Origin of the sequence: Streptomyces sp. NPDC048462 (genome assembly GCF_043200175.1) — a bacterium.
GTDB lineage: Bacteria > Actinomycetota > Actinomycetes > Streptomycetales > Streptomycetaceae > Streptomyces.
On the sequence record NZ_JBICXG010000010.1, the window covers coordinates 230,390 to 253,909 of the forward strand.

Consider the following 23,520-nt stretch of genomic DNA (forward strand, 5'->3'; position numbering starts at 1 on the left):
GCCCGCCCGCCCCCAAAGCCCTAAGGCTTCAGGGTCAGCGTGTCCGTCGTCGACCCGGTGACCGCGTTCGTCCCGTAGGACCAGTCGAGCAGCTCGCCGTTGACCCACTTGTCCGTCTGGTCGGTGTAGTGCGCGCTGAACGCGTGCCCGGAGGCGCCGGTGAGGTTGATCCAGCGGGACTTGTCCCAGTCCCCCACGTTGACGACCATCCGCATCGACGGGACCCACACGACCTCGTAGCCGCCGGCCGCGTTCCAGCCGGTGGCGTCCACCGCGGCCTCGCCGCCGCCAAGGTTCCACGGGCCCCGGTTGAGCACCCGCTGGAGCAGTCCGGGCCCCTCCGTACCGAGGGTCTGGTTCTTCAGGGTCAGCTGGTGCAGCCGGCCCCAGTTCCAGGTGGTGATGTCCTTACCGAGCTTGGCCGTCAGCTCCCAGCGGGCGTCCTCCATGGCGCGCGCGAACAGCTCCTCACGGTTGTCGGTCGCCTTGTCCTTGCGGTTCGCCGGCGCCTTCCACCAGTCGCTGTCCGGCTTGTCCATGAGGTTCTCGACGACCTGGTACCAGCGGTCGCCGCCGTCCGGCTGCGCCGAGTCGGGGGCGCGCTGGCCGCATTCGCGTACCAGCCTGTCCTGCTCGTCGACCGGGCCCGAGCTCTTGGCCGGCGGCACGTTCAGGCATTCGCCCTTGACGCGCATCTCCTTGGGCAGCTTGTCGCCGAAGGCCAGCTTGAGGATGTTGCGCCAGACCGCGTTGAAGTACGCGGCGGCCGCCGAGTCGGACTCCTGGGTGTAGTCCCAGCCCTCCAGCAGCTTCTGCGCCTGGCGGACGTCCTTGTCCGAGACGTTGATCTTCATCAGTTCGGGCACCAGCAGCGCGGCGATCTCACTGGTGTTGTCCATCTGCATCTTCTGCATGTCATCGGTCGAGATCTTCCCGCCGCCCTTGATCTTCGACTCGATGAGGTCGTTGATCCGCTGGCTGCGGGTGCCGTAGCCCCAGTCCTTGGTGAGCATGTACGGGTACGTGTCCTCGTCGATCACGGCCTGGTTGGCGGTGACGATGTACCCGCGCTTGGGGTCGTACTCGTACGGCAGCTGGTCGAACGGGATCGGGTCCTTCTTCCAGCCGTAGGCCGAGGACCAGCCGGGGCTGGGCATAGTGCCGTCGCCGGACTTGCGGACCGGGATCTTGCCGGGCGCCTGGTAGCCGATGTGACCCTTGGTGTCGGCGTAGATCAGGTTCTGCGAGGGGACCTCGAAGTGCTCGGCGGCCGCCCGGAAGGTGGTGAAGTCCTTGGCACGGTTGAGCTCGAAGACGGCGTCCATGGAGTGGCCGGGCTCCAGCGCGGTCCACTTGAGCGCCACCCCGTAACCGTCCGCACGGTCGGGGGCGGCGTTGGTCACGGGCGCCTTCTGGCCGACCTTCTCCAGCTCGCTGCTGCGGTCGGAGACCAGCGGGCCGTTGTTCGTCTCACGGACGGTGATGTGCCGGTCCTTGCCGCCGGCGACCTTGATGGTCTCCTCGCGGGTGGTGAAGGGCTTCACCTTGCCGTCGTACTGGTAGCCGTCGGCGGAGACCTTCTCCAGGAAGAGGTCGGTGACGTCCGCGCCCAGGTTGGTGAAGCCCCAGGCGACGTCCTGGTTGTGGCCGATGATCACGCCCGGCATGCCGGAGAACGTGTAGCCGGCGGTGTCGTACTTGCAGGTGGCCGAGACGCTGCGGCAGTGCAGCCCCATCTGGTACCAGAGCGAGGGCAGCTGCGGCGCGAGGTGCGGGTCGTTGGCGAGCAGCGGCTTGTTGGTCGTCGTGTACTTGCCCGAGACCACCCAGGAGTTCGACCCGATGCCGGTGCCGTTCGGACCGAGCAGCGAGGGGATCTTGTCCAGGGTGTCGGAGAGCGCGCCGAGCTGGGTGTTGAGCCCCTCGGTGGCGCCCTGCACGGTCGACGAGCCGAGGCTGTCGGACGGCGTCGCCTGCGGGTCGTACTTCCCGGTGGCCGGGGAGATCCCGCCCTCGGAGACGATCGGCTTGTGCTTGTCGTACGGGTACGGCGGGTACAGGTCCTCGATCTGCTTCGCGTCGAGCCTGCTGGTCATCAGCGAACGGTCGATCTCGTCCTGCATGTTGCCACGCAGGTCCCAGGCCATGGCCTTGAGCCAGGCGACGGAGTCGACCGGGGTCCACTTCACCGGCTTGTAGTCGTTGGTGAGGCCCAGCGCCGCGTACTCGACGGAGATGTCCTTGCCGTCGCGGTCCTTGAGGTAGGCGTTCACGCCGTCCGCGTACGACTGGAGGTTCTTCTTGGTCTCCGCGGACAGGAGGTGGTCGTACTCCTCCTGGGCGACCTTGCGCCAGCCCAGCGTGCGCAGGAAGGAGTCCGTCTCGACCTGGCCGGAGCCGAACATCTCGGAGAGCCGGCCGGCCGTCATGTGACGGCGGACGTCCATCTCCCAGAAGCGGTCCTGCGCCTGGACGAATCCCTGGGCGCGGAACAGGTCGGCGTCGGAGTCCGCGTAGATCTGCGGAATGCCGTAGCTGTCGCGCTTGACCTCGACGTTGCTGTCGAGGCCCGCGAGCTGGGCGGTCCCGTTGGTCTGCGGGTACGAGGCCCGCACGGTCGATACGGACCAGTACGTGCCGAATCCGATACCCGCGACAAGCGCCAGCACCAGGACGATCACGACTTTGCGGGCGCGTCGCCCCTTCTTCTTGCGCGACCCGCCACCGGCGGTACCGGTGGAGCCGGAAGAGGCGGTTGTGTTGGCGGGCATCGCTGTCCTTCGAGGGGCAGGGTGGTCCTGGGAGTGCAGGAGCAACCATAGGCGCAGCGCTGAGGCCCCTCTGACGCGGTATCGGGATGGTTCGAATTGCGTAGCGATCGCACGAGTACTCGAACGCATCAAGAAAACGTTAAAGATTAGGTAAGGTAACGAAGTACCGGCCGCCGGAACACGATCCGGCAGGCGCTCGCAGGGAAGGACCGGCCACTGACTGTCCACGCGCTCAACGAGCTACTGCTCGTCTGCTCACTTGTCCTGCTCGTCGCGGTGGCGGCGGTCCGGATCTCGTCCCGCAGCGGGCTCCCGAGCCTGCTCCTGTACCTCGGCATCGGCGTCGTCATGGGGCAGGACGGGCTCTTCGACGTCAAGTTCGACAACGCGGAACTGACGCAGGTCATCGGGTACGCGGCCCTGGTCGTGATCCTCGCCGAGGGCGGCCTCGGCACGAAGTGGAAAGAGGTCAGACCCGCGCTGCCGGCGGCTGCGATGCTCTCCACGGTCGGCGTCGCGGTGAGCGTGGGCGTGACCGCCGCCGGGGCGCACTACCTGGTCGGCCTGGAGTGGCGGCAGGCGCTGATCATCGGCGCCGTCGTCTCCTCCACGGACGCCGCCGCGGTCTTCTCCGTCCTGCGCAAGGTGCCGTTGCCCGCCCGGATCACCGGTGTCCTGGAGGCCGAGTCCGGCTTCAACGACGCCCCGGTGGTGATCCTGGTGGTGGCCTTCTCGACCGTCGGCCCGGTGGACCACTGGTACGTGCTGGTCGGCGAGATAGCGCTGGAGCTGGCGATCGGCGCGGCCGTCGGCATCGCGGTCGGCTGGCTGGGCTCGTTCGGGCTGCGGCACGTGGCGCTGCCCGCCTCCGGCCTCTACCCCATCGCCGTGATGGCGATCGCGGTCTCCGCGTACGCGGCGGGCGCCATGGTGCACGGCAGTGGCTTCCTCGCCGTCTACCTCGCGGCGATGATCCTCGGCAACGCCAAGCTCCCGCACTGGCCCGCCACCCGCGGTTTCGCCGACGGGCTCGGCTGGCTGGCCCAGATCGGCATGTTCGTGCTGCTCGGCCTGCTGGTCACCCCGCACGATCTGCTCGACGACTTCTGGCCCGCCGTCGTCGTGGGCCTGGTGCTCACCGTGGTGGCCCGGCCGCTGGAAGTCTTCCTGTCGCTGGCCCCGTTCCGGTTGCCGTGGCAGGAGAAGGCCCTGATGTCCTGGGCGGGGCTGCGTGGCGCCGTGCCCATCGTCCTGGCGACCATTCCGATGGTGTCCGGTATCGAGGGCTCCACCCGGGTCTTCAACATCGTCTTCGTGCTCGTCATCGTCTACACCCTCATCCAGGGCCCGACGCTGCCGTGGCTCGCGAAGGCGCTCAAGATCGGCCAGGCCCCGTCCGAGGCGGCCGACCTGGGCATCGAGTCGGCACCCCTGGAGCGGCTGCGCGGACATCTGCTGTCGGTGGCCATCCCGGCCAAGTCGAAGATGCACGGCGTCGAGGTCGGTGAACTGCGGCTGCCGTCGGGCGCCGCGGTCACCCTCGTCGTACGCGACGACAAGAGCTTCGTACCCACCCCGCCGACGGTGCTGCGCCGAGGTGACGAACTGCTGGTGGTCACCACCGATCCGGTGCGTGACGCGACCGAGGCCCGGCTGCGCGCGGTCGGCGAGGGCGGCAAGCTGGCGAGCTGGCTGGGTACCGACGGCAATCCCGGCACGGAGCCCTTCACCGGGCCGCACGTCTCCAACGCGCTCAAGGCGGTGAAGAAGCTCGGCCGGACACCGGACGAGACGAAGCCGCACGAGGCGCCGCCCCGGGAGATGAAGACCCGCGGGGCGAAGGTGCGCGAGGCGAGGGCCCGCGAGGCAAGGGACCGTGAGGCGAAGGAACGTGACGCACGAGACGCGAAGGAACGCGAAGCGAAGGCCCACCAGTGAGGAGGCGCCCGCGTTCGCAGGTTACGGAGGGTGACTCGCCCACAATCGCAGGTACGCAGCGAAACCTGCCTGTACGATGAAGGAAACTTGCCGACGCTCAGTATGCGTACGGCCGTGACGCGCACCCCCGCGGCCGGACCGGACGACGGACCCGGCGCCCCCCGGCGGCCGGCCGCAGGCATCCGGCAGTGAACGACCCATCCGCATTTCAGATCAACCGACAATCAAACGATCGACACATCAACGATCGACACCCAACGATCTTGATCGACCAACTCTGCCTGACGCAGAGCTGGCGCGACCGTATGGCGGTCGTGGCGTCCTCCGCCTCTGCTGTGAGCGCCCGGCATCTACCGCAGTCCCGCGCGAAGAGGACAGCTCTCGGCAGCCCCTGACCGGGCCCGCACCCCAGGTGCCGGCCCGTAGCGCAGGAGCACGGCCACCAGGCGGCAGAAAGGCATGGACCGTGGTGTCCACGGTCTCCGACCGCCCCGGATACGGGCAGTTGCTGCGCACTCCGGGTGCGTGGACCTTCCTCCTGCCGGGCTTCGCCGCACGGCAGCCCTTCGCCATGCTGACCATCGGCATCGTCCTGCTGGTCCAGCACACCACCGGCTCCTACGGCAGCGCGGGCGCCGTCGCCGCCGTGAGCGGCGTCTCCATGGCACTGTTCGCGCCGCAGACCGGCAAGCTCGCCGACCGCTTCGGGCAGCGGGCGGTCCTGCTGCCCGGCGTCCTGGTGCACGCGGCCTCCGTGAGCGCGCTGACAGCGCTCGCGCTGGCGGACGCGCCGATCTGGGCACTGTCCCTGGCCGCTGTGCCGACGGGCGCCTCCATCCCACAGATCGGCCCGATGGTGCGCGCCCGCTGGGCGGCCGTGCTCGGGGCCGCGCCCGGCCGCGAGGCCTCGCCCCTGATGTCCACCGCCGCCGCCTTCGAGTCGGTGACGGACGAGTTCACCTTCGTCATCGGCCCGGTCATCGCCACCGCGCTGTGCACCGGGGTGCACCCGGCGGCCGGGCTCATCGCGGAAGCCGCGCTGACGCTGGTCGGCGGCCTGTTCTTCGCCGCGCAGCGCGCCACCCAGCCGTCCGTGCGCGACACCGGGCCCACCGGCGACTCCCCTCGGCACGCCTCCGCCCTTTCGGTGCCCGGCGTGCGCGTGCTCTCGGTGGCCTTCCTCGGGATCGGCGCGGTCTTCGGCGGCATGCAGGTCTCGCTGACCGCCTTCGCCGAGGAGATCGGCAGCCCCGGCTCGAACGGGGTGCTCTACGGAATCTTCGCGGCCGGCAACATGCTGGCCGGGATCGCCTGCGGTGCCATCGCCTGGAAGAGCGGGCCGCGGCGCCGGCTGCTCGCCGGGTACGCGGGGCTGACCCTGACCGCGTCGGGCCTGTGGGCGGTGCACTCGGTGCCCCTGCTGGCCGCGCTCGGGCTGCTGGTGGGCCTCTGCATCGCCCCGGCCCTGATCAGCGGCTACACGCTGGTCGAGGCGCTGGTGCCCGCGTCCGCCAGGACCGAGGCGTTCACCTGGCTGACGGGTGCGGTCGCGCTCGGGCAGGCGGCGGCCGTGACGGTCGCCGGCCAGCTCGCGGACGCCCACGGCGCGAGCACCGGATTCCTGGTGCCGCTGGTGGGTACGGTGCTGGCTCTGGTGACCCTGCTGGCACTGCGGTCCAGGCTCCTGCCGAGCCCTTCAGGGCGGACCGTGGCACGTGGGATCGGTCACCGCGGGCCGGTCACGGTGGACTGATCCAGCGGAATACGTCACTATGGAGCGTCGTTAGCACTCATTGAGTCAGAGTGCCAGGAGGAACAAGTGCCGACCTATCAGTACCAGTGCACCGAGTGTGGCGAGGGCCTCGAAGCGGTGCAGAAGTTCACCGATGACGCCCTGACGGTGTGCCCGAACTGCGAAGGACGCCTCAAGAAGGTGTTCTCGGCGGTCGGCATTGTCTTCAAGGGCTCCGGCTTCTACCGGAACGACAGCCGCGGCTCCTCGTCGAGCAGCACGCCGGCCCCGGCCGCCGCGAAGGCCGCCGGTTCCGGATCGTCGTCCTCGACGGGGTCGGACACCAAGTCCTCGGCCTCTTCGTCCTCGTCGACGTCATCCTCTTCGGGTTCTTCGTCGTCGAGTTCGTCAAGTTCTTCGGGCTCTTCGTCCTCGAGCTCCTCAAGCGGTACGTCGGCTGCCTGAGCCGCCGTCCCACCTGCTTCGCCCGTGACCCCGCTGATCCAACTCGGCGGGGTCACCCGCGTTTGCGCCCCCGGCACGGCGAGAGTGCGTACGTGGCGCCGCGCGGCAGACGGCAGTTCGACGACAGGCCATAGGGTGAACGCATGGCAAACGCAGAGATCGGCGTGATCGGCGGCTCGGGGCTGTACTCCTTCCTGGAGGACGTCACCGAGGTCCGCGTGGACACCCCTTACGGACAGCCGAGCGACTCCGTGTTCCTCGGCGAGATCGGCGGCCGCCGGGTCGCCTTCCTCCCCCGGCACGGCCGTAGCCATCACGTGCCGCCGCACCGCATCAACTACCGCGCCAATCTGTGGGCGCTGCGCTCGGTCGGGGTACGCCAGGTGCTCGGCCCGTGCGCGGTCGGCGGGCTCCGGCCGGACTACGGACCGGGAACGCTGATCGTGCCCGACCAGCTGGTGGACCGTACGAAGACCCGTACCCAGACCTTCTACGACGGGGAGCCCCGGGCGGACGGCGTGGTGCCGAACGTGGTGCACCTGGGCTTCGCCGACCCGTACTGCCCCAAGGGCCGCAAGGCCGCGCTGGCGGCGGCCCGGGGCCGGGACTGGGAGGCCGTGGACGGCGGGACGCTGGTGGTCGTCGAGGGACCGCGCTTCTCGACCCGGGCGGAATCACGCTGGCACGCGGCGATGGGCTGGTCGGTGGTCGGCATGACCGGGCACCCGGAAGCCGTCCTCGCCCGCGAACTGGGACTCTGCTATACGACGATGACGCTGGTGACCGACCTGGACGCGGGCGCGGAGACCGGCGAGGGCGTCTCCCACGGCGAAGTACTCAAGGTGTTCGCGGCCAACGTCGACCGGCTGCGCTCGGTCCTCTTCGACGCCGTGGCCGAGCTGCCCGCGGAGGCGGACCGCGACTGCCCGTGCGCGCATGCGCTGGAGGGAATCGACACGGGGATCGAGCTGCCGTAGGGCGTGCGGACGAGGATTGTGCGCACGCCTCGTGCGCACGCCCCGTGGGTGGGGCGTGCGGATGGGGCTTGCGGATGGGGCTTGCAGGTGGGGCTTGCAGGTGGGTGAGGGAGTTTTCCACATCCGGTGAGCCGTCCACAGGGCTCGGCGGGAATCTCGCGCATGCCGGATCGTGGGGTCTGTTCATCCGGGGCCGCTCGGTTCCGCATCCTCAACTCCCTCGCCCCAGGCGGTGTTCGTCATGCGCTCACCCAGCTCAGCCGGTTCACTCGGTTCATTCGACTGCCCCATCTCACCCCCCTCACCCGACTCGTCCTTGTCTCCTCGGCCCGCCCCCACCGGCTTCTCCGGCTCGCCGCTGATGTGCGCGCCCGCTCCCCCGCCCTGCGGGGTGCCCGCGTTCGCGCCGTTGCGGGTGCGCGGGGGTGGCGGGCACCGGATGTGGCGGGCCGCGTGGCGCCGGCGGCGGGCGATGGCCGCCGGGCTGGCACTGACCGCTGCCGTGCTGGCCGTCTCGGGGTTCGGCGGGAGCGGCGGCCGGGGCGGGGACGGTGTTACGGGAGCCGGCGGGGCCGGTGCCGTATCAGGCACGGCACCGACGGCCGGGACGGCGCGGGAGCGGGCTTCGCCGCCCGTCCGGCGGCTGGTGTCGGCGCCGGTACGGATCGCGGACGCGGCGACCGTGCGGCTGCTGCGGCCCGGGGACCGCGTCGATGTGATCGCGCCCGAGGGGCCCGGAACCGATGCCCGGGTCCTGGCGAAGAGCGCGCGAGTCGCCCAGGTGCCCCAGACGTCCGCCGAGGGCCCGACGGAGAACGGGGCGCTCATCGTGTTGTCCGTGCCCCGGGCCGCGGCAGCGAAGCTGGCGGGCGCGGGAGTCTCGGCCGGACTTGCGGTGATCCTGTGCTGATTCGAACTGACGCCTCGCCATGTCACCTGAAGAAAGTGCTGAATTGGGCCGTCCCACCGTGTACTGCCGTAAGTTGCGGAGGAGTTCACTCCGCTTACGGCACACACGAAGGACGGCTCACCCTTGAGCGAGAAGAAGAAGGCCAATCTGCTGGACGGCTTCAAGGCCTTCCTGATGCGTGGCAATGTGATCGACCTGGCGGTCGCCGTCGTGATCGGCGCCGCGTTCACCAACATCGTGAACGCGATCGTGAAGGGCGTCATCAATCCGCTCGTCGGTGCGTTCGGCACCAAGGATCTGGCGAACTACAGCTCCTGCCTCAAGGGCCCGTGCACGACGGACCCGAAGACGGGCGAAGCGACCGAGGGAATCCGCATCCTGTGGGGATCGGTGCTCAGCGCCACCCTCAGCTTCCTGATCACCGCCGCCGTCGTCTACTTCCTGATGGTCCTGCCGATGGCGAAGTACCTCGCCAGGCGCGCGGCCATGCTGGCGGCGAAGGAGGGTGTGCAGGAGACGCTGGAGGTCAGCGAGCTGGAGGTGCTGAAGGAGATCCGCGACGCGCTGGTCTCGCAGCGCGTCGGCCCGGCGGACGGGGATCCCGGGGCAGCGGGCTCCGGGAACGCGGACTCCGGTCCGGGCGGCCGGGAGTAGCCGGCTGCTCAGATGTGGTGGGGCGGCTTCTCGTCGAGGAAGCGGGCCAGGTCGGCGGCGCTGCTGCCGGACGGGGACCGCTCGCCCCAGCCCCGGTCCGTGTCGTCCGAGGACTGCTGGTCCAGTGGATCGTCGAAGACCAGGGCCGGCTTCGGCCGGCGCTCGGGCTCGGGCCGGTCCGGCCGGTGCGAGGGGTCCGGCGGGCCCGGTTCGGGATCACGCGGGCCGGGGGCGGGGGCGGTACTCATACCCCCAGGGTACGGCCGCCCTCCGGTGCCCGGCCGCGCCCAGGTGTCCGGCAGCCCTGCGGGGTACGGCCGCCCGCCGGTGCCCGGCGGCGCTCAGCGGTCCTTCGGGTCCAGCGCCCAGAGGCCGAGCACCACGAGGAACGACAGGCACAGGAATCCGGCCCCCCACCAGGCGGTGCCGGAGTTGCCCTCCATCCATTCGTCGATGATCACGGTCAGTCCCCAGAGCTGCCCGACGACCACGGTCATGGCGAGGGTCAGCCGGACGGTGAGCTTCGAGGAGCGTTCCGGCTCCTGGTCCGTGCCGGCGCCCGGACCCGGTCCGGTGTGGCGGACGCGGGGGTCGCCGTATCCGCTGGTGGGCCGGATCTGGGGATAGCGCTCGTGGACGGGCCGGTTGAGTTCGGGCCGGGTGCTGCCCGGGTGGTACTCCGGGTAGTGCGGGCCGGGCTCGGGCTGCTGGGCATCGCTCATGTCCGGCTGCCGGAGGTCCGGGCGCCCGAGGTCCGGTCGTCAGGTGCCTGCGGGGCAGTGGTCCGGGAGCCGGTGGTCTGCGGGGCGCCCGCGCCGGTCGCCGCGGGGGCCTCGGCGCCCCGCTTGGCCCCTGGGCAGCCGATCCGGGAGGCGAGGTCCGGGCGGTCGTCGCCGAGCCGGCGGCAGAGGCCGTGCTCGATGCTCTCGCCCGAGTGCGTGGTGCCCACCGCCCAGATACTGCCGTCGGGCTGCTCGGTGAGCGCCACCTTGGGCAGTCCGCGGGGCGGCGGTCCCGCGGTGACCTCGCCGGTTCGCGCGTCGAAGACACCCTCGTGGCAGGGGCAGTACAGCTCACCCTCGGAGCCCCGGTCCTTCCGCCAGAGCACGGCGCAGGCGAGGTGGGTGCAGATGGCCGAGTAGCCGACGAGGGTCCCGTCGTTGAGCCGGACGGCGACCGCGCGGTCCTCCTCGTCCGGGTAGCGGAAGGCGACGGACTCCCCGGGCAGCAGCTGGGCGCTGACTTTCTTCGGTTCGGGTGCCTTCGCGTCGTCGGGGTCGCCGTGACGCGGGAGGATGCCGGCGGCGACGCCGAGCCCGCCGAGGGCGAGTCCGCCGGAGACGGTGGCGACGATCCGCAGGTAGTCGCGCCGGGTGGTCAGGGAGTCCGCGGCGATCCGGTCGTGCAGTGCCTCGCGCGGGTCCCCGGCGGGCGGCCGGGAGGGCGGCTGGTCGGTGACGCTCATCGGCGGACGTCCTTCCCGTTGATCTCCACGACGGGCAGACCGCCGGGCACCGGCCACTGGACCTTGTCGGCGGGGACGACCATGGCGACGCCGGTGCGGACCTCGCTCTCGCCGAAGACGAAGGTGTCGGCGACCTGGACGCCGGGGCGTTCGGCCTGGAGCTCCTCGACGGTCCCGTAGAAGAGGGCCCCCGTCGGGCAGACGGTGGCGCACATGGGGGCGAGGCCGTAGGCGGTGCGGTCGTAGCAGAGGTCGCACTTCATCTGCAGCTTGGCCTGGAGGTCGATCTTCGGGACACCGAAGGGGCAGGCGTTGACGCAGTTGGCGCAGCCGATGCAGCGGGTGGTGTCCGCCTGCTGCACCACGCCGTCCGCGGTCACCAGGATCGCGTCGGCGGGACAGACCTCGGCGCACGGGGCGACGGGGTCCTCACAGTGCATGCAGACCGTGGGGAGGGAGGCGACGGACTGGCCCTCATCGGTGTAGTCGAGGTGGATCATCGACTTGCCGCGGTGCGAGTCGCATTCCCGGCAGGCGGAGACACAGGCCTGGCAGCCGATGCAGCGCCCCGGGTCGATAAAGATCGTTCTGCCCATCATGCGGGCATCAGCTCCTCTCCGAGGTGCCACGGCCCTGCGGGGTCGTGGGCGGCAACGGGTCGGTACGAGAGACCTGGGTCTCCGGGTAGGCGACGTGCCCGGGCGCGACAGGAGGTGCGGGGACCTCGTCGATCTTCTCGGCGTGCTCGATGCGGCAGGCGCACACCTTGTACTCCGGGATCTTGGAGCGGGGGTCCAGGGCATCGATGGTCAGCGCGTTGGCTGAGGTGGGGACGGGCCAGTGGTACGGGATGAAGCCGGTGTCGGGGCGGATCGCCTCGGTGACCAGGGCGGGGAATACCTCACTGCCGCGCCGGGTGACGACGCGGACGGGTTCGCCGTTGCGGAAGCCGTGGGAGGGGTGGATCTCGGCCCAGGGGCGCGGGGTCTGTTCGACGAGGGCGCCGAGCCGGCGGGTCTGGTTGCCGGAGAGGAAGTGCGCGACGGTGCGTCCGGTGGTGAGGGACATCGGGTGCTCGTCGTCGTACGGGTCCATCGGCGGGTGCCACTCGACGACCTGCAGATGGATCTTGCCGTCGGGATGGTAGGTCCTGCCGTCCTCGAAGAGGCGGGGAGTGCCGGGGTGGTCGGTGGAGGGGCAGGGCCAGGCGATTCCGCCCGTCTCCTCCAGCCGTTCGTAGGTGATGCCGTAGTAGTCGTTGACGGTGCCGGCGGAGGCGATCCGCAGCTCGTCGAAGACCTCGCGGGAGTCGGTGAAGGCGAATTTGTCGCCCGCGCCGAGGCGTTTGGCCAGTTCGCACATCACCCAGGTGTCGGTCCGTACGCCGGGGGGCGGGTCCTGGGCCTTGTTGTGCTTGACCACCCGGGCCTCGGCGTTGGCCATCACCCCTTCGTCCTCGGCCCAGGTGGTGACGGGGAAGACGACGTGCGCGTTGGCAGCGGTCTCGGAAAGGAAGAAGTCGAATTGAGCGTGGAACTCAGTCGTGTCGTACCCCTCCTTGACCACCTTGTAGTTGGGGAGGGAGACGAACGGGTTGTTGCAGATGCCGATCAGTCCGAGGATCTCGCGGCGCTGCATCTGCCAGACCATCTCCATCATCGATGTGCCGGCGGGCGGGAGTTCGGACTCCTCGATGCCCCAGATCTCGCAGATCTGCCGGCGGTGCTCCTCGTTCATGATGGAGCGGCCGCCGGGCAGGAGGTCGGACTTCTGGCCGTGTTCGCGGCCGCCCTGCCCGTTGCCCTGGCCGGTGATGGTCCCGTATCCGGCTCCGGGTTTGCCGATGTGCCCGGTGGCGGTGCAGAGGTTGATCACGGTGAGGCAGTTCTCGACGCCCTGCGAGTGGTGCTCGATGCCGCGGGCGTGCCAGGCCATGGCCTTCGGCGCACGGGCGAAGGTGCGGGCGACCTGGACGATCTGTTCGGCGGGGACCCCGCAGATCTCGGCGGACCTGGCCGGCGGGTACTCGGCGGCCTTGGCCTTCACCTCCTCCCAGCCGGTGGCGTGGGCGGCGAGATAGGTCTCGTCGGTGAGCCCTTCCTCGATGACGACATTGAGCACGGCGTTGAAGAACGCCGAGTCGGTGCCGGGCTTGAGGGCGACATGGATGTCGGCGGTCCGGGCGATGGCCGTCTCGCGCGGGTCGATGACGATCAGGCTGGCCCCGCGGTCCCGGGCGCCCCATACGTACTGGGTCATCACGGGGAAGCACTCGCCGACGTTGGAGCCGGCGATCAGCAGGCAGTCGGTGAGCAGGATGTCGGAGAAGGGGTTGCCGGCCCGGTCGATGCCGAAGGCGGGCTTGTTGGCGCCGGCGGCGCTGACCATGCAGAGCCGGCCGTTGTAGTCGACGTGCCGGGACTTGAGGGCGACCCGTGCGAATTTGCCGACCAGGTAGGTCTTCTCGGAGAACAGGCTGGCCCCGCCGAGCAGCCCGAACGCGTCGTTGCCGTAGGTCTGCTGGATACGCTTGATCTCGGCGACGGTGAAGTCGAGGGCCTCGTCCCAGGAGACCTCCCGGAACTCCTCGTCACGGGAGCGGCGCATGAGCGGGGCGGTGAGCCGGTCGGGGTGGTTGACCTGCTGGTAGGCGTTGATGCCCTTCGGGCACAGGCGTGGGTGTACCGACCGCACGGGCGTGCCCCTCGGGCGGCGGGATCGCTCCTCGGGCGGCGTGCAGGCCGTGCGCGGCGAAGATCTCCCGGGCGGCGGCGTGACCGGGGGTGGGTGACGGGGTGTCGTGCAGGGCGAATGGCGCACGCCACGCATACACCTCCCGAGCTTGGCGTTGTTCCGGGACCCTGACCCATCGTTCGCTTGTGAATGTGTACACAATGTTCCCGTCCCCCTGCCCTTTTCCCTCCCCATCTCGTGGTCCCTCCCATCCCTCCCGTTCCGCCGTCCCGCTTCTCCCGCTCGCGCGCGGGTAGGTTCGCCCTGTGCCGCCAGCCACTCACAACCCGGATCACGGCCCCGGCCCCGATGGTCACGCCCCCGATCCCGACCCCGACCCCGATCCCGAGGAGCACCGGATGGACGCCCTGACCGATGTCGCCGGAATCCGGGTCGGGCACGCCTCGCTCGCAGGCAGGGGCGCACTCAGCGGCACCACCGTGATCCTCGCCCCCGAGGGCGGCGCGGTCGCCGCCGTCGATGTGCGCGGCGGCGGCCCCGGCACCAGGGAGACGGACGCGCTCGACCCGCGCAACCTGGTGCAGCGCATCGACGCCGTGGTCCTGACCGGGGGCAGCGCGTTCGGGCTGGACGCGGCGTCCGGGGTGATGGCCTGGCTGGAGGAGCGGGGGCGCGGCGTGCGGGTCGGCGCCGATCCGGCGCAGGTCGTTCCGGTGGTCCCGGCCGCCTGCCTCTTCGACCTGGGCCGGGGCGGCGACTGGCGGGCCCGCCCGGATGCGTCGACCGGCCGGGCCGCCGTGGAGGACGCCGCACGCACGGAGTCGGGGGCCGCGGTCGCCGAGGGGTGCGTCGGCGCGGGCACGGGCGCGGTCGCCGGGCAGCTGAAGGGCGGGGTGGGCACCGCGAGTGTCCTGCTGCCGTCCGGGATCACGGTGGGCGCGCTGGTCGTGGTGAACGCGGCGGGCTCGGTGCTCGATCCCCGTACCGGGGTGCTGTACGGGGAGTACGGGGCCGCCGAGCCGGCGGTCGCCCCCGCGCCCGAGGTCCACCGCACGGCGCGACAGCGCCTGGCGCAGGCGCACGACGTGAACGCGCGCCCCCCGCTCAACACCACACTCGCCGTCGTCGCCACGGACGCCGATCTCGGCCGGGCACAGGCACAGAAGCTCGCCGGCACGGCCCACGACGGGCTCGCGCGCGCCATCCGTCCCGTACATCTGCTGACCGACGGGGACACCGTTTTCGCCCTGGCCACCGGCGAACGGACACTGGACCCGGCGGACCCGATCGCCCTCAACGACCTGCTGGCGGCGGGTGCGGAGGCCGTGACCCGCGCCATCGTGAAGGCCGCTCGGGCGGCCACAGGCGTCAACGGCCGCGAGGGTGGCGGCACATATCCCTCGTACGGCGAGCTCTACGGCACGCAGCCCCGCCAGGGGCGGTCGGCGGACGACGGCGGACCCGTAGCCGACTCGCCCTCCGCATAGGGAAGTTCGGGCAAAACGCCGGGAACCTTCTGCGTGCGTCGTACGTTTTGCTGAACCCCGGTCACGATGTCAGACCCAGGGACTACGTTAAGCACGCATCGGGTAACACGCGGCGACGGCCTGGAGAAGCACCTTGAGCGATCCGTACGAGACAACCGAGCAGCACCTCGAACGACTCCTGCGACGGGCTCTCAACTCGTTCGACCTGCCCGACAGTACGGTGGAGCGGCTCGGCACAGCCCTCGCCCACAGCAGTTCCCTGCACTCCTCGCACCACAGCTCGACGCTGCACCGCGAGACCTACCGGCACACGTATCTGCTGTGCGACGGCAGCCCGTTAACGCTCTGGGAGCTGGTGCACTGCGGCCAGCGGGACCCGGAGGGCCTCCGCTGCGGCTCGCAGCCCGGCGACCGGCAGCACGAGCTGTACGACGACGAGGCCGATGCGCACATCGCCGCGGCCCGGCTCGCGGGCGGCTTCTGCGACGCCCCGGTCTTCGGGGACGAGGGCCCGCAGGGCGACCTGGAGATCCTCACGGCCCTGATGGCCGCGCCGCCGGCCCCGCTCCCCCGGATGTACGCCCCGGACAACTCCGCGGACCACGCCCGCCGCGTGCTGCGCCGCGCGGAGAACGGGGACGTGCCCGGCGAGGAGACGGCCCACCTCCTGCGGGCGGCCTTCGCCCACCACATCACGCAGATCTTCGGGTGCCAGTGCCAGGTGGACGGGCGGGACGCCGGCTTCACGCTGTACGAGCACGCCTTCCTGCTGCTGGACGGCAGCGAGACGAGCCTGTGGGAGGTCGAGCACACGGCGACACCCGACGGCCGCCACATGTGCGAGGTGTACGGCGACGAGGAGACCGCGCGCGGCGCGATGGAGAGCCGTACGCGCATCTGCTGACGGCACGGCGTGCCTTGCGGCGGACGTGGGGAAGGAGACGGGACGGGCGTGGGAGCGGAGACGGGCCGGGCGTAAGGACGGGTACGGGGACGCGGCGGAGAGCTGCGACCCCCGTGCGCCGCTCTCCGCCGCGTCCCCGTACCCGTCTCCTTCTTCGTCCCCGTACCTCGTCGGCTCAGCGCGTGAGCACGGACTCAGCGGCGGGTTCCCCGCCGACGGGGCCCTCGCTGACGGGCTCCTCGGTGGCACCGTCGGCCACGTCAGCGCCGCCCTCCACGTGCTGCTTCGGGTGGGCCGGCAGCGCGAACATCAGCAGGAAGATGGCCGCGAGCACTCCGACCACCCACCACAGCGAGTGCTCGAAGGCGTTCGCGAACGCCGGGCCCACCTCTGCGAGCGTGAGCCGGTCACCGATCGCGCCGAAGAAGATGACCGAGACGAGCGCGAGCCCCAGGGCATTGCCCATCTGCTGGACGGTGTTGAAGAGGCCGGAGGCGGAGCCGGAGTGCTCCTTCGGGACCTCGGACAGCACCGCGTCGGCCAGCGGGGCCACGATGAGCCCCATCCCGAGGCCCATGACCACCAGCGGCAGCGCCATCTGCCAGGAGGTGATGTCCATGCCGTAGCGGTCGGACTCCCAGATGTAGAGCAGCAGACCTGCGGCCATCAGCAGCGCACCCGCCTGGAGGACCTTGCGGCCGAAGCGCGGCACCAGCTTCTGTACGGAGATCCCGGCGGCGACGGAGACCGCGATCGAGAACGGGATTCCGGTCGTGCCGGCCCGCAGCGCGCTCCAGCCGAGCCCCTCCTGCATGTAGAGCGTCCAGACCAGGAAGAAGATGCCGAGGCCCACACCGAAGGTCAGCTGCACGGCGATACCGGCGGCGAAGCTCTTGACCCGGAACAGCGACAGCTCGACCAGCGGCGAGCCGTCCCGGCGCGCCTTGCGCTGCTCGAAGATCACCAGGACCAGGAACACCACCAGGCTGCCGGCCATCGACAGGTAGCCCCACAGCGGCCAGTCCAGCTCCTCGCCACGGGTGAGGGGGTAGATCAGCATGAGCATCGCGGCCGTCACCAGCACCACACCGACCAGGTCGAGGCGCAGCGCCTTCGGCGCCTTGGACTCGGTGATGAACTTGCGGCCCAGGATCAGTCCCGCGACGCCGACCGGCAGGTTGATCAGGAAGATCGGGCGCCATTCGAGACCGGCGATGTTCCACTCGGTGAGCAGCGCGCCCAGCAGCGGCCCGGACACGGCGCCGAGTCCGACGATCGCGCCGAAGAGGCCGAAGACCTTGCCGCGCTCGTGCGCCGGGAACGTGGCGTGCACGATCGACAGCACCTGCGGGACCATCAGCGCGGCCGTGCCGCCCTGGAGGATGCGCGAGGCGACCAGCATCTCCGGGTTGGCGGCGAATCCGCACAGCGCGGAGGCGAGGGTGAAGCCGCCGATCCCGATGAGGAACAGCCGCTTGCGGCCGTAGATGTCACCGAGCCGGCCACCGGTGATCAGCCCGGCGGCGAAGGCCAGGGCGTATCCGGCGGTGATCCACTGGATCGAACCGAACGAGGCGCCGGTGTCCCGCTGGATGCTCGGGATGGCGATGTTGACGATCGTGACGTCGACGAGGTCCATGAAGGCCGCGGTCATCACGATGGCCAGCGCGAACCACCGGCGGCGGTCCGATGCGTCCGAGGACACCGCGGCGGCGGCCGTCCCGGACGGCTGGGGTGCGGAAGAAGTCATATGAAGAAGTTAAAGGCCCATTAGGTCAGGTCGTGACCCAATGGGTGGGCATCCTGGGTGACATGACCGACACCCCGGCACGACTGCTGAATCTGCTGTCACTGCTCCAGACGCCGCGCGAGTGGCCGGGCAGTGAACTCGCGGAACGACTCGACGTCAGTCCCCGCACCATCCGCCGGGACATCGACCGCCTCCGCGACCTGGGGTACCCGGTCGAGGCGTCACGCGGCGCGGTCGGCGGCTACCGGCTGGTGGCCGGCGCGGCCATGCCACCGCTGCTGCTGGACGACGAGGAGGCGGTGGCCATCGCGGTGGGGCTGCGGGCCGGGGCGGGCCACGCCATCGAGGGCGTCGACGAGGCCTCTGTCCGGGCGCTGGCCAAGCTGGAGCAGGTGCTGCCCTCGCGGCTGCGCCACCGGGTCTCCGTCCTCCAGAACGCGACGGTGCCGCTGACCCGCGGGGACGGGGCGACGATCGACCCGCAGACGCTGACCGTGATGGCGTCGGCGGTCACGGGGCGGGAGCGGCTGCGGTTCGCCTACCGGGCGGGGGACGGCGCCGAGACGCGGCGGCAGGTCGAGCCGTACCGCCTGGTCAGCACCGGGTGGCGCTGGTACCTGGTCGCGTACGACCTGGAGCGGGAGGCATGGCGCACCTTCCGGGTCGACCGGGTGAGCGATCCATATCCCACGGGGTCCCGCTTCGCGCCGCGGGAGCTGCCCACGGGCGACGCGGCGGAGTTCCTGGCCAGCTCCATGGCGCGCATCAAGCCGGAGCTGGCGATCGATGTGAGCTTCGCGGCCCCGGCGGAGTTCGTCACCTCGCGGCTGCCCGCCTCGATCGGCCCGCTGGAGGCGACCGGTGAGCACAGCTGCCGGCTGCGGGCGGCGCTGTCGGACTCGCTGGAGTGGGTGGCGGTGCGGCTGGCGCTGGTCGACTGCGAATTCACCGCGTACGGGCCGCCGCAGCTGGTGGCGTATCTGAACGACCTGGGCGGCAGACTCACCCGCGCGGCTGCGCCGTCCGCCGCGCGATAGGCGGCGCGAGGGGGGCGGGCCCCGAAAACGCGAGGGGGCGGGCCCCGGAAAAGGGATGAGCCCCGGCGCCAGGGGGGGGTGGGCGCCGGGACTCAGCTCAGGGGGGCCGATATGAAGCGGCCCAATTCGGAGGTTACTGGACTTGGGCTCAGGCCGCAGCGTCAAAGCCCGTGTCGTGAGCCATTCGCTTCAGTTCGAGCAGTGCGTGCTTCTCGATCTGGCGGATTCGCTCCCTGGTGAGCCCGTGCTGCTTGCCCACTTCGGTCAGCGTCCGCTCACGGCCGTCCTCGATTCCGTACCGCATCCGGATGATGGAAGCGGTGCGGTTGTCGAGCCTGCCGATCAGCTCCTCCAGCTCCTCACTGCGCAGCAGTGTCATCACCGACTGCTCGGGGGACACCGCGGAGGTGTCCTCCAGGAGGTCTCCGAACTGCGTGTCGCCGTCGTCGTCGACCGACATGTTGAGACTGACCGGGTCACGGGCCCAGTCCAGCACGTCACCGACTCGCGAGGTCGTCGAATCCAGCTCGGCGGCGATCTCAGCGTGCTCCGGGTCGCGCCCGTGCTCGCGGTTGAACTCGCGCTGCACCCGGCGGATCCGGCCGAGCTCCTCCACCAGGTGGACGGGGAGCCGGATGGTGCGTGACTGGTCGGCTATCGAGCGGGTGATGGCCTGCCGGATCCACCACGTCGCATACGTGGAGAACTTGAAGCCCTTGGCGTAGTCGAACTTCTCGACCGCCCGCACCAGGCCCGCGTTGCCCTCCTGGATCAGGTCGAGCAGGGGAAGCCCGGCCCGCGGATACCGGCGGGCCACGGCGACCACGAGTCGGAGGTTGGACCGGATGAATACGTCCTTGGCGCGCTCGCCGTCGGCTACCAGCGCCTCCAGCTCCTCGCGCGAGGCCCCGCCGGCATCGCTCTCCACCACGCCGTCGAGTATCCGCTGCGCGAAGACGCCCGCCTCGACGGTCTGCGACAGCTCGACCTCCTTGGCGGCGTCGAGCAGCGGCGTGCGCGCGATCTCATCCAGATACATGCCGACCAGGTCGCGATCGGCGATCTCCCCGCCCACGGCGCGAACACTGCTTGCCCGGTTGGTCCCGCCGGTGGAGGACGAACGTCGGGCGACGGCACGGGTTGCCATGCGTGCTCCTTGCTGAGTAGGTCGCGACACCCTTTCGGGTGCCCAGCTTCCGATGGAAACAACGACTGGAATCCGGACAGAATTCCCATGCCTGGCATTCATTTTCGCGATCATGCAGTACCCTGTCGCGCCACCCAGGGAGGGCACATGACACAGCCGGGCACGGAAGCGCAGGTCAGGCCAGGTATCGAGAGGGATCTGGAGGCCCTCACGGACATTTACAACCACTACGTGCGTGAGACCGCCCTCACATTCGACACGGCGCCCTTCACTCCGGAGCAACGTCTGCCCTGGTTGCGTTCCCACCCTGTAGACGGCCCGCACCGGCTCCTGGTTGCTCAGGATGTCCGTAATGTCGACGGACCGGCTCCCCGGCTCCTGGGCTACGCCACCAGCAGCGCCTTCCGCCCCAAAGCCGCGTACTCCACCTCCGTCGAGGTGAGCGTGTACTGCGCGCCCGGCGCCGCCGGGCGCGGCATCGGCACCCTCCTCTACGCGGCGCTCTTCGAGGCCCTGGCGGACGAGGACCTGCACCGGGCGTACGCGGGCATCGCCCAGCCGAACGAGGCCTCGGTCCGGCTGCACGAACGATTCGGCTTCCGGCACCTCGGTACGTACGCGGAGGTCGGCCGGAAGTTCGGCCGGTACTGGGACGTCGCGTGGTACGAGAAACACCTGGGGCCCTAGGACCGCTCGCGTACCTCCCTAGGACCTGAGCAGGGGCCCGCCCTAGGACCGGAGCCGGGACCCTCCCTAGGACCGCAGCCCGTTACGGAGAGCGGTCGCGGTCCCTAGCGTGATGCGACATGGACGACACGACGCGCAACTCACCCGACACCTCCGGCACGCTCGACGAGGCACTGGAACGGCTTCACTCCTTCGGCCCCGAGCGGGACGGCTGGCTGAGCAATCACGCCCCGATGGCGGTCGAGGCCCTGGTGCACCACGGCCAGGCGCCCGGCGTGCACCGGTGGCTGGACCACTACCGGGCGAAACTGGAGGACATGCCGGACCGGTTCGCCGAGGTGACTCCGGACAACTGGCGCGAGGCCCTGGGCGACCCGCGCCGGATCGCCGACTGGACGGCGTACTTCGAGCGGGAGACCGCCGACCGGCCCTGGCGCGAGGTCCTCGCCGAGTGGTGGCCCCGGCTGCTCCCCGGCATCGCGGCCGGAGCCACCCACCCGGTGATCCGGGTCGGCCACTGCGTACGCACCCTGCTGACCTCCGGCGAGAACGCGCCCCGCGTCGCGGAGCTCGCCCACGGCCTCGGCTACTGGGCGGCCCGCCACCAGCCGCTCCCCCCGCTGACCCCCCTCGCCCCGGCGGCCGGTGCGGCGGCCGCGCTGGACGCGGTGGACCGGGTGCCGGACCAGAGCGGCGGCATCCGGGAACGGCTCGGGCAGCTCACCGCGTTCCCGGTCTGGCCGCCGCAGCCGGTGACCGACGCCGACCTCGCCCGGACCCGGCTGGAGGAGCTGGTGCGTGCCGCGACCCACCGCTACGCGGCGTACGCGCACGGCTCGCCGGTGATGCTGGTGCACGCCGCGACCGCACCCAACGCCGTACTGCGTACGCTGCCGGCGCTCCCCCGGGAGCTGTGGGCGCCGAGCCTGGACGCCGCGTGGGCGGCCAGTGCGGCGGTCACCGCCGCGTACTCCCCGGCCCGGCCCGCCGACCACCCGGCCGCGCCCGACGGGCTGACCCCCGAGGAGGTCTTCGCACGGGCCGCCGCCCACGGAGACGACCACACCATCAAGTTCACCGACACCGCACTGGACGTCGGTGGACCGGTCGCACTGGCCGCCGCGCTCCGCTCGATCGAACTGAACCCGCCGGTGCTCTGACCCCCTGGCACGAAGGCGGGGGCCTGTCCGGCCGGCGACCGAGCCGCCCGGACAGGCCCCCGCTTCCGTCCGGCCCGATCCGAACGCAAGACAGCCCTCAGCCGTACTGCAGCGAGCGCTTGGCCAGCCCCATCCAGAATCCGTCGATCACGCTGCGCCCCCGGTCGAGCTCCCCCTCCGCCGCGCCCAGCGTCACGAAGAGCGGGGCGAAGTGCTCGGTACGGGGATGCGCGAGGCGGCCCGCCGGGGACTTGTTCTCGAAGTCCAGCAGCGCGTCGATGTCCTGCGCCTGGAGCGCGTGGCTCCCCCAGTCGTCGAACTCCGCCGACCAGCCGGGGGTGCCGCCGCCGGGGTGCCGCAGCGCGGCCAGGTTGTGGGTGAAGAATCCGCTGCCGACGATCAGGACGCCCTCGTCGCGCAGCGGCGCGAGTTTGCGGCCGATGTCCATCAGCTTCTGCGGGTCCAGCGTCGGCATGGAGATCTGCAGCACCGGTATGCCGGCCTCCGGGAACATCTCCACCAGCGGGACGTACGCCCCGTGGTCGAGGCCCCGGTCCGGGATGTCCTGGACCGGCGTACCGGCGCCACGCAGCAGCTTGCGCACGCTCTCGGCCAGCCGAGGTGCGCCCGGCGCGGCGTACCGCACCTGGTAGTAGTGCTCGGGGAAACCCCAGAAGTCGTAGACGAGCGGAATCGTCTCGGTGGCGCCGAGAGCGAGCGGGGCCTCCTCCCAGTGGGCCGAGACCATCAGGACGGCCGTGGGCCTCGGCAGCCCGGCGGACCAGGCGGCCAGCTCGCCGGGCCAGACCGGGTCGTCGGCCAGCGGCGGGGCGCCGTGGGAGAGGTAGAGGGCGGGCATGCGCTCCGCGGTGACTGTCATGGCACTCCCCATCCACTGCTGCTCAAGGTAAGTCTTCTACTGGAACCTTCAGAAGGAACACTTCTTTAACCTTCAAGTTCCTACCTTCGGAGACCTTAGCTCTATCTAGTTCAACTTTCAAGAAAAGGTCGTACAGTGGAGTACATGACCACGGCATCCACCGGTGCGCCGCGCTGGCTCACCGACGAAGAACAGAGCGTGTGGCAGGCGTACCTCCACGCGACCACGCTCCTGGAGGATCACCTCGACCGCCAGTTGCAGCGCGATGCCGGTATGCCGCACATCTACTACGGACTGCTCGTCCAGCTCTCCCAGGCACCTCGCCGGCAGATGCGGATGACGGAGCTGGCCAAGGACGCCAAGATCACCCGCTCCCGCCTCTCGCACGCCGTCGCCCGGCTGGAGAAGAGCGGCTGGGTGCGCCGCGAGGACTGCCCGTCCGACAAGCGCGGCCAGAACGCGGTCCTCACCGAAGAGGGCCACGAGATGCTCCGCCGCTCGGCACCGGGCCACGTCAGCGCCGTACGCCAGGCCGTGTTCGACCGGCTCACCCCCGAGCAGATGCGCTCGCTCGGGGAGATCATGCAGGTCGTCGCGGCAGGACTGCAGCCGGAGGGCACGAACGCCGACCTGCCCTGGCTCCGCTGACCGTCCCGCCCAGCCGGCGCACCGCCCAACGCCGCACCCGGAAACTGCCGCATCCCGAGACCTGCCCCATCCCGAAACCCGCCGCACTCCGAACACACCGCTGCCCCGGCTCCGCAGAAGGCGGATTCTTGGGGTCCTCGCAACACCTGATGGCTTATGTGGCCGTCAGTAGATCACGCAGGCGCTCGGCTGGGGTTTTCCAGCCGAGCGTTTT

General features: G+C 70.6%; 21 protein-coding genes. 12 read left to right on the plus strand and 9 right to left on the minus strand.

Annotated features, from left to right (window positions below; translation table 11 throughout):
- Positions 1 to 20 precede the first annotated feature (20 nt).
- A complete protein-coding gene (locus tag ACGFU6_RS19325; protein ID WP_393612241.1) occupies positions 21 to 2,771 on the minus strand; it encodes a penicillin acylase family protein in 2,751 nt (916 codons plus the stop codon).
- A gap of 276 nt (positions 2,772 to 3,047) precedes the next feature.
- Between ACGFU6_RS19325 and ACGFU6_RS19330 the strand changes: the two genes are divergently transcribed.
- The 6 genes from ACGFU6_RS19330 to ACGFU6_RS19355 all read left to right on the plus strand — a co-directional run bounded on the left by ACGFU6_RS19330 (position 3,048) and on the right by ACGFU6_RS19355 (position 9,447).
- Complete coding sequence (locus tag ACGFU6_RS19330) at positions 3,048 to 4,709, plus strand: potassium/proton antiporter (protein ID WP_393612242.1); 1,662 nt, start codon at positions 3,048 to 3,050, stop codon at positions 4,707 to 4,709.
- A 466-nt stretch (positions 4,710 to 5,175) separates the two neighbouring features.
- Positions 5,176 to 6,462, plus strand: a complete 1,287-nt coding sequence (locus ACGFU6_RS19335; protein WP_393612244.1) for an MFS transporter — start codon at positions 5,176 to 5,178, stop codon at positions 6,460 to 6,462.
- 66 nt (positions 6,463 to 6,528) lie between these two features.
- The gene (locus ACGFU6_RS19340; RefSeq protein WP_393612246.1) at positions 6,529 to 6,906 is read left to right on the plus strand and encodes an FmdB family zinc ribbon protein; all 378 of its coding nucleotides are present in this window, start codon (positions 6,529 to 6,531) and stop codon (positions 6,904 to 6,906) included.
- A 143-nt stretch (positions 6,907 to 7,049) separates the two neighbouring features.
- Positions 7,050 to 7,883 carry an S-methyl-5'-thioadenosine phosphorylase gene (locus ACGFU6_RS19345; RefSeq protein ID WP_393612247.1) on the plus strand — a complete coding sequence of 278 codons (834 nt, stop codon included), beginning with the start codon at positions 7,050 to 7,052 and terminating at the stop codon, positions 7,881 to 7,883.
- 361 nt (positions 7,884 to 8,244) lie between these two features.
- Positions 8,245 to 8,793, plus strand: a complete 549-nt coding sequence (locus ACGFU6_RS19350) for an RcpC/CpaB family pilus assembly protein (protein ID WP_393612285.1) — start codon at positions 8,245 to 8,247, stop codon at positions 8,791 to 8,793.
- Positions 8,794 to 8,967: 174 nt separating this feature from the next.
- On the plus strand, positions 8,968 to 9,447 hold the full coding sequence (locus ACGFU6_RS19355) for an MscL family protein (protein WP_393612287.1): 480 nt from the start codon (positions 8,968 to 8,970) through the stop codon (positions 9,445 to 9,447).
- A gap of 8 nt (positions 9,448 to 9,455) precedes the next feature.
- On the opposite strand, the gene ACGFU6_RS19360 is transcribed toward ACGFU6_RS19355, so the two are convergent.
- From ACGFU6_RS19360 to ACGFU6_RS19380, 5 genes are all read right to left on the minus strand, one after another.
- Positions 9,456 to 9,695, minus strand: coding sequence for a hypothetical protein (locus ACGFU6_RS19360; RefSeq protein WP_393612249.1), 240 nt, complete (start codon positions 9,693 to 9,695; stop codon positions 9,456 to 9,458).
- A gap of 93 nt (positions 9,696 to 9,788) precedes the next feature.
- On the minus strand, positions 9,789 to 10,169 hold the full coding sequence (locus ACGFU6_RS19365; protein WP_393612251.1) for a hypothetical protein: 381 nt from the start codon (positions 10,167 to 10,169) through the stop codon (positions 9,789 to 9,791).
- Positions 10,166 to 10,912, minus strand: coding sequence for a ubiquinol-cytochrome c reductase iron-sulfur subunit (locus ACGFU6_RS19370; protein ID WP_393612253.1), 747 nt, complete (start codon positions 10,910 to 10,912; stop codon positions 10,166 to 10,168). The genes ACGFU6_RS19365 and ACGFU6_RS19370 overlap by 4 nt, the downstream gene beginning before the upstream one ends.
- Entirely contained in the window at positions 10,909 to 11,511 is a 603-nt protein-coding gene (locus ACGFU6_RS19375) for a 4Fe-4S dicluster domain-containing protein (protein ID WP_393612255.1), read from the minus strand. The genes ACGFU6_RS19370 and ACGFU6_RS19375 overlap by 4 nt, the downstream gene beginning before the upstream one ends.
- Before the next feature lie 7 nt (positions 11,512 to 11,518).
- Complete coding sequence (locus tag ACGFU6_RS19380; RefSeq protein WP_393612257.1) at positions 11,519 to 13,741, minus strand: molybdopterin oxidoreductase family protein; 2,223 nt, start codon at positions 13,739 to 13,741, stop codon at positions 11,519 to 11,521.
- Between the two features lie 263 nt (positions 13,742 to 14,004).
- Here ACGFU6_RS19380 and ACGFU6_RS19385 point away from each other — a divergent pair, with 263 nt between their 5' ends.
- On the plus strand, positions 14,005 to 15,093 hold the full coding sequence (locus ACGFU6_RS19385; protein ID WP_393612288.1) for a P1 family peptidase: 1,089 nt from the start codon (positions 14,005 to 14,007) through the stop codon (positions 15,091 to 15,093).
- A 133-nt stretch (positions 15,094 to 15,226) separates the two neighbouring features.
- Positions 15,227 to 15,997 carry a DUF6227 family protein gene (locus tag ACGFU6_RS19390; RefSeq protein ID WP_393612259.1) on the plus strand — a complete coding sequence of 257 codons (771 nt, stop codon included), beginning with the start codon at positions 15,227 to 15,229 and terminating at the stop codon, positions 15,995 to 15,997.
- A 175-nt stretch (positions 15,998 to 16,172) separates the two neighbouring features.
- Here the strand turns inward: ACGFU6_RS19390 and ACGFU6_RS19395 are convergent, their stop codons facing one another.
- Positions 16,173 to 17,747: an MFS transporter gene (locus ACGFU6_RS19395; protein WP_393612260.1), complete on the minus strand. Its 1,575-nt coding sequence runs from the start codon at positions 17,745 to 17,747 to the stop codon at positions 16,173 to 16,175.
- Positions 17,748 to 17,809: 62 nt separating this feature from the next.
- Between ACGFU6_RS19395 and ACGFU6_RS19400 the strand changes: the two genes are divergently transcribed.
- Entirely contained in the window at positions 17,810 to 18,784 is a 975-nt protein-coding gene (locus tag ACGFU6_RS19400; protein WP_393612262.1) for a helix-turn-helix transcriptional regulator, read from the plus strand.
- A gap of 148 nt (positions 18,785 to 18,932) precedes the next feature.
- Here the strand turns inward: ACGFU6_RS19400 and ACGFU6_RS19405 are convergent, their stop codons facing one another.
- Positions 18,933 to 19,931 carry an RNA polymerase sigma factor RpoD/SigA gene (locus ACGFU6_RS19405; protein WP_073737264.1) on the minus strand — a complete coding sequence of 333 codons (999 nt, stop codon included), beginning with the start codon at positions 19,929 to 19,931 and terminating at the stop codon, positions 18,933 to 18,935.
- 147 nt (positions 19,932 to 20,078) lie between these two features.
- On the opposite strand from ACGFU6_RS19405, the gene ACGFU6_RS19410 reads away from it, so the two are divergent.
- On the plus strand, positions 20,079 to 20,618 hold the full coding sequence (locus tag ACGFU6_RS19410; RefSeq protein ID WP_393612263.1) for a GNAT family N-acetyltransferase: 540 nt from the start codon (positions 20,079 to 20,081) through the stop codon (positions 20,616 to 20,618).
- Positions 20,619 to 20,737: 119 nt separating this feature from the next.
- On the plus strand, positions 20,738 to 21,778 hold the full coding sequence (locus ACGFU6_RS19415; protein WP_393612265.1) for a questin oxidase family protein: 1,041 nt from the start codon (positions 20,738 to 20,740) through the stop codon (positions 21,776 to 21,778).
- A gap of 97 nt (positions 21,779 to 21,875) precedes the next feature.
- On the opposite strand, the gene ACGFU6_RS19420 is transcribed toward ACGFU6_RS19415, so the two are convergent.
- Positions 21,876 to 22,658: a dioxygenase gene (locus ACGFU6_RS19420; RefSeq protein WP_393612267.1), complete on the minus strand. Its 783-nt coding sequence runs from the start codon at positions 22,656 to 22,658 to the stop codon at positions 21,876 to 21,878.
- Between the two features lie 135 nt (positions 22,659 to 22,793).
- On the opposite strand from ACGFU6_RS19420, the gene ACGFU6_RS19425 reads away from it, so the two are divergent.
- Positions 22,794 to 23,306, plus strand: a complete 513-nt coding sequence (locus ACGFU6_RS19425; protein ID WP_393612269.1) for a MarR family winged helix-turn-helix transcriptional regulator — start codon at positions 22,794 to 22,796, stop codon at positions 23,304 to 23,306.
- Positions 23,307 to 23,520: the final 214 nt, after the last annotated feature.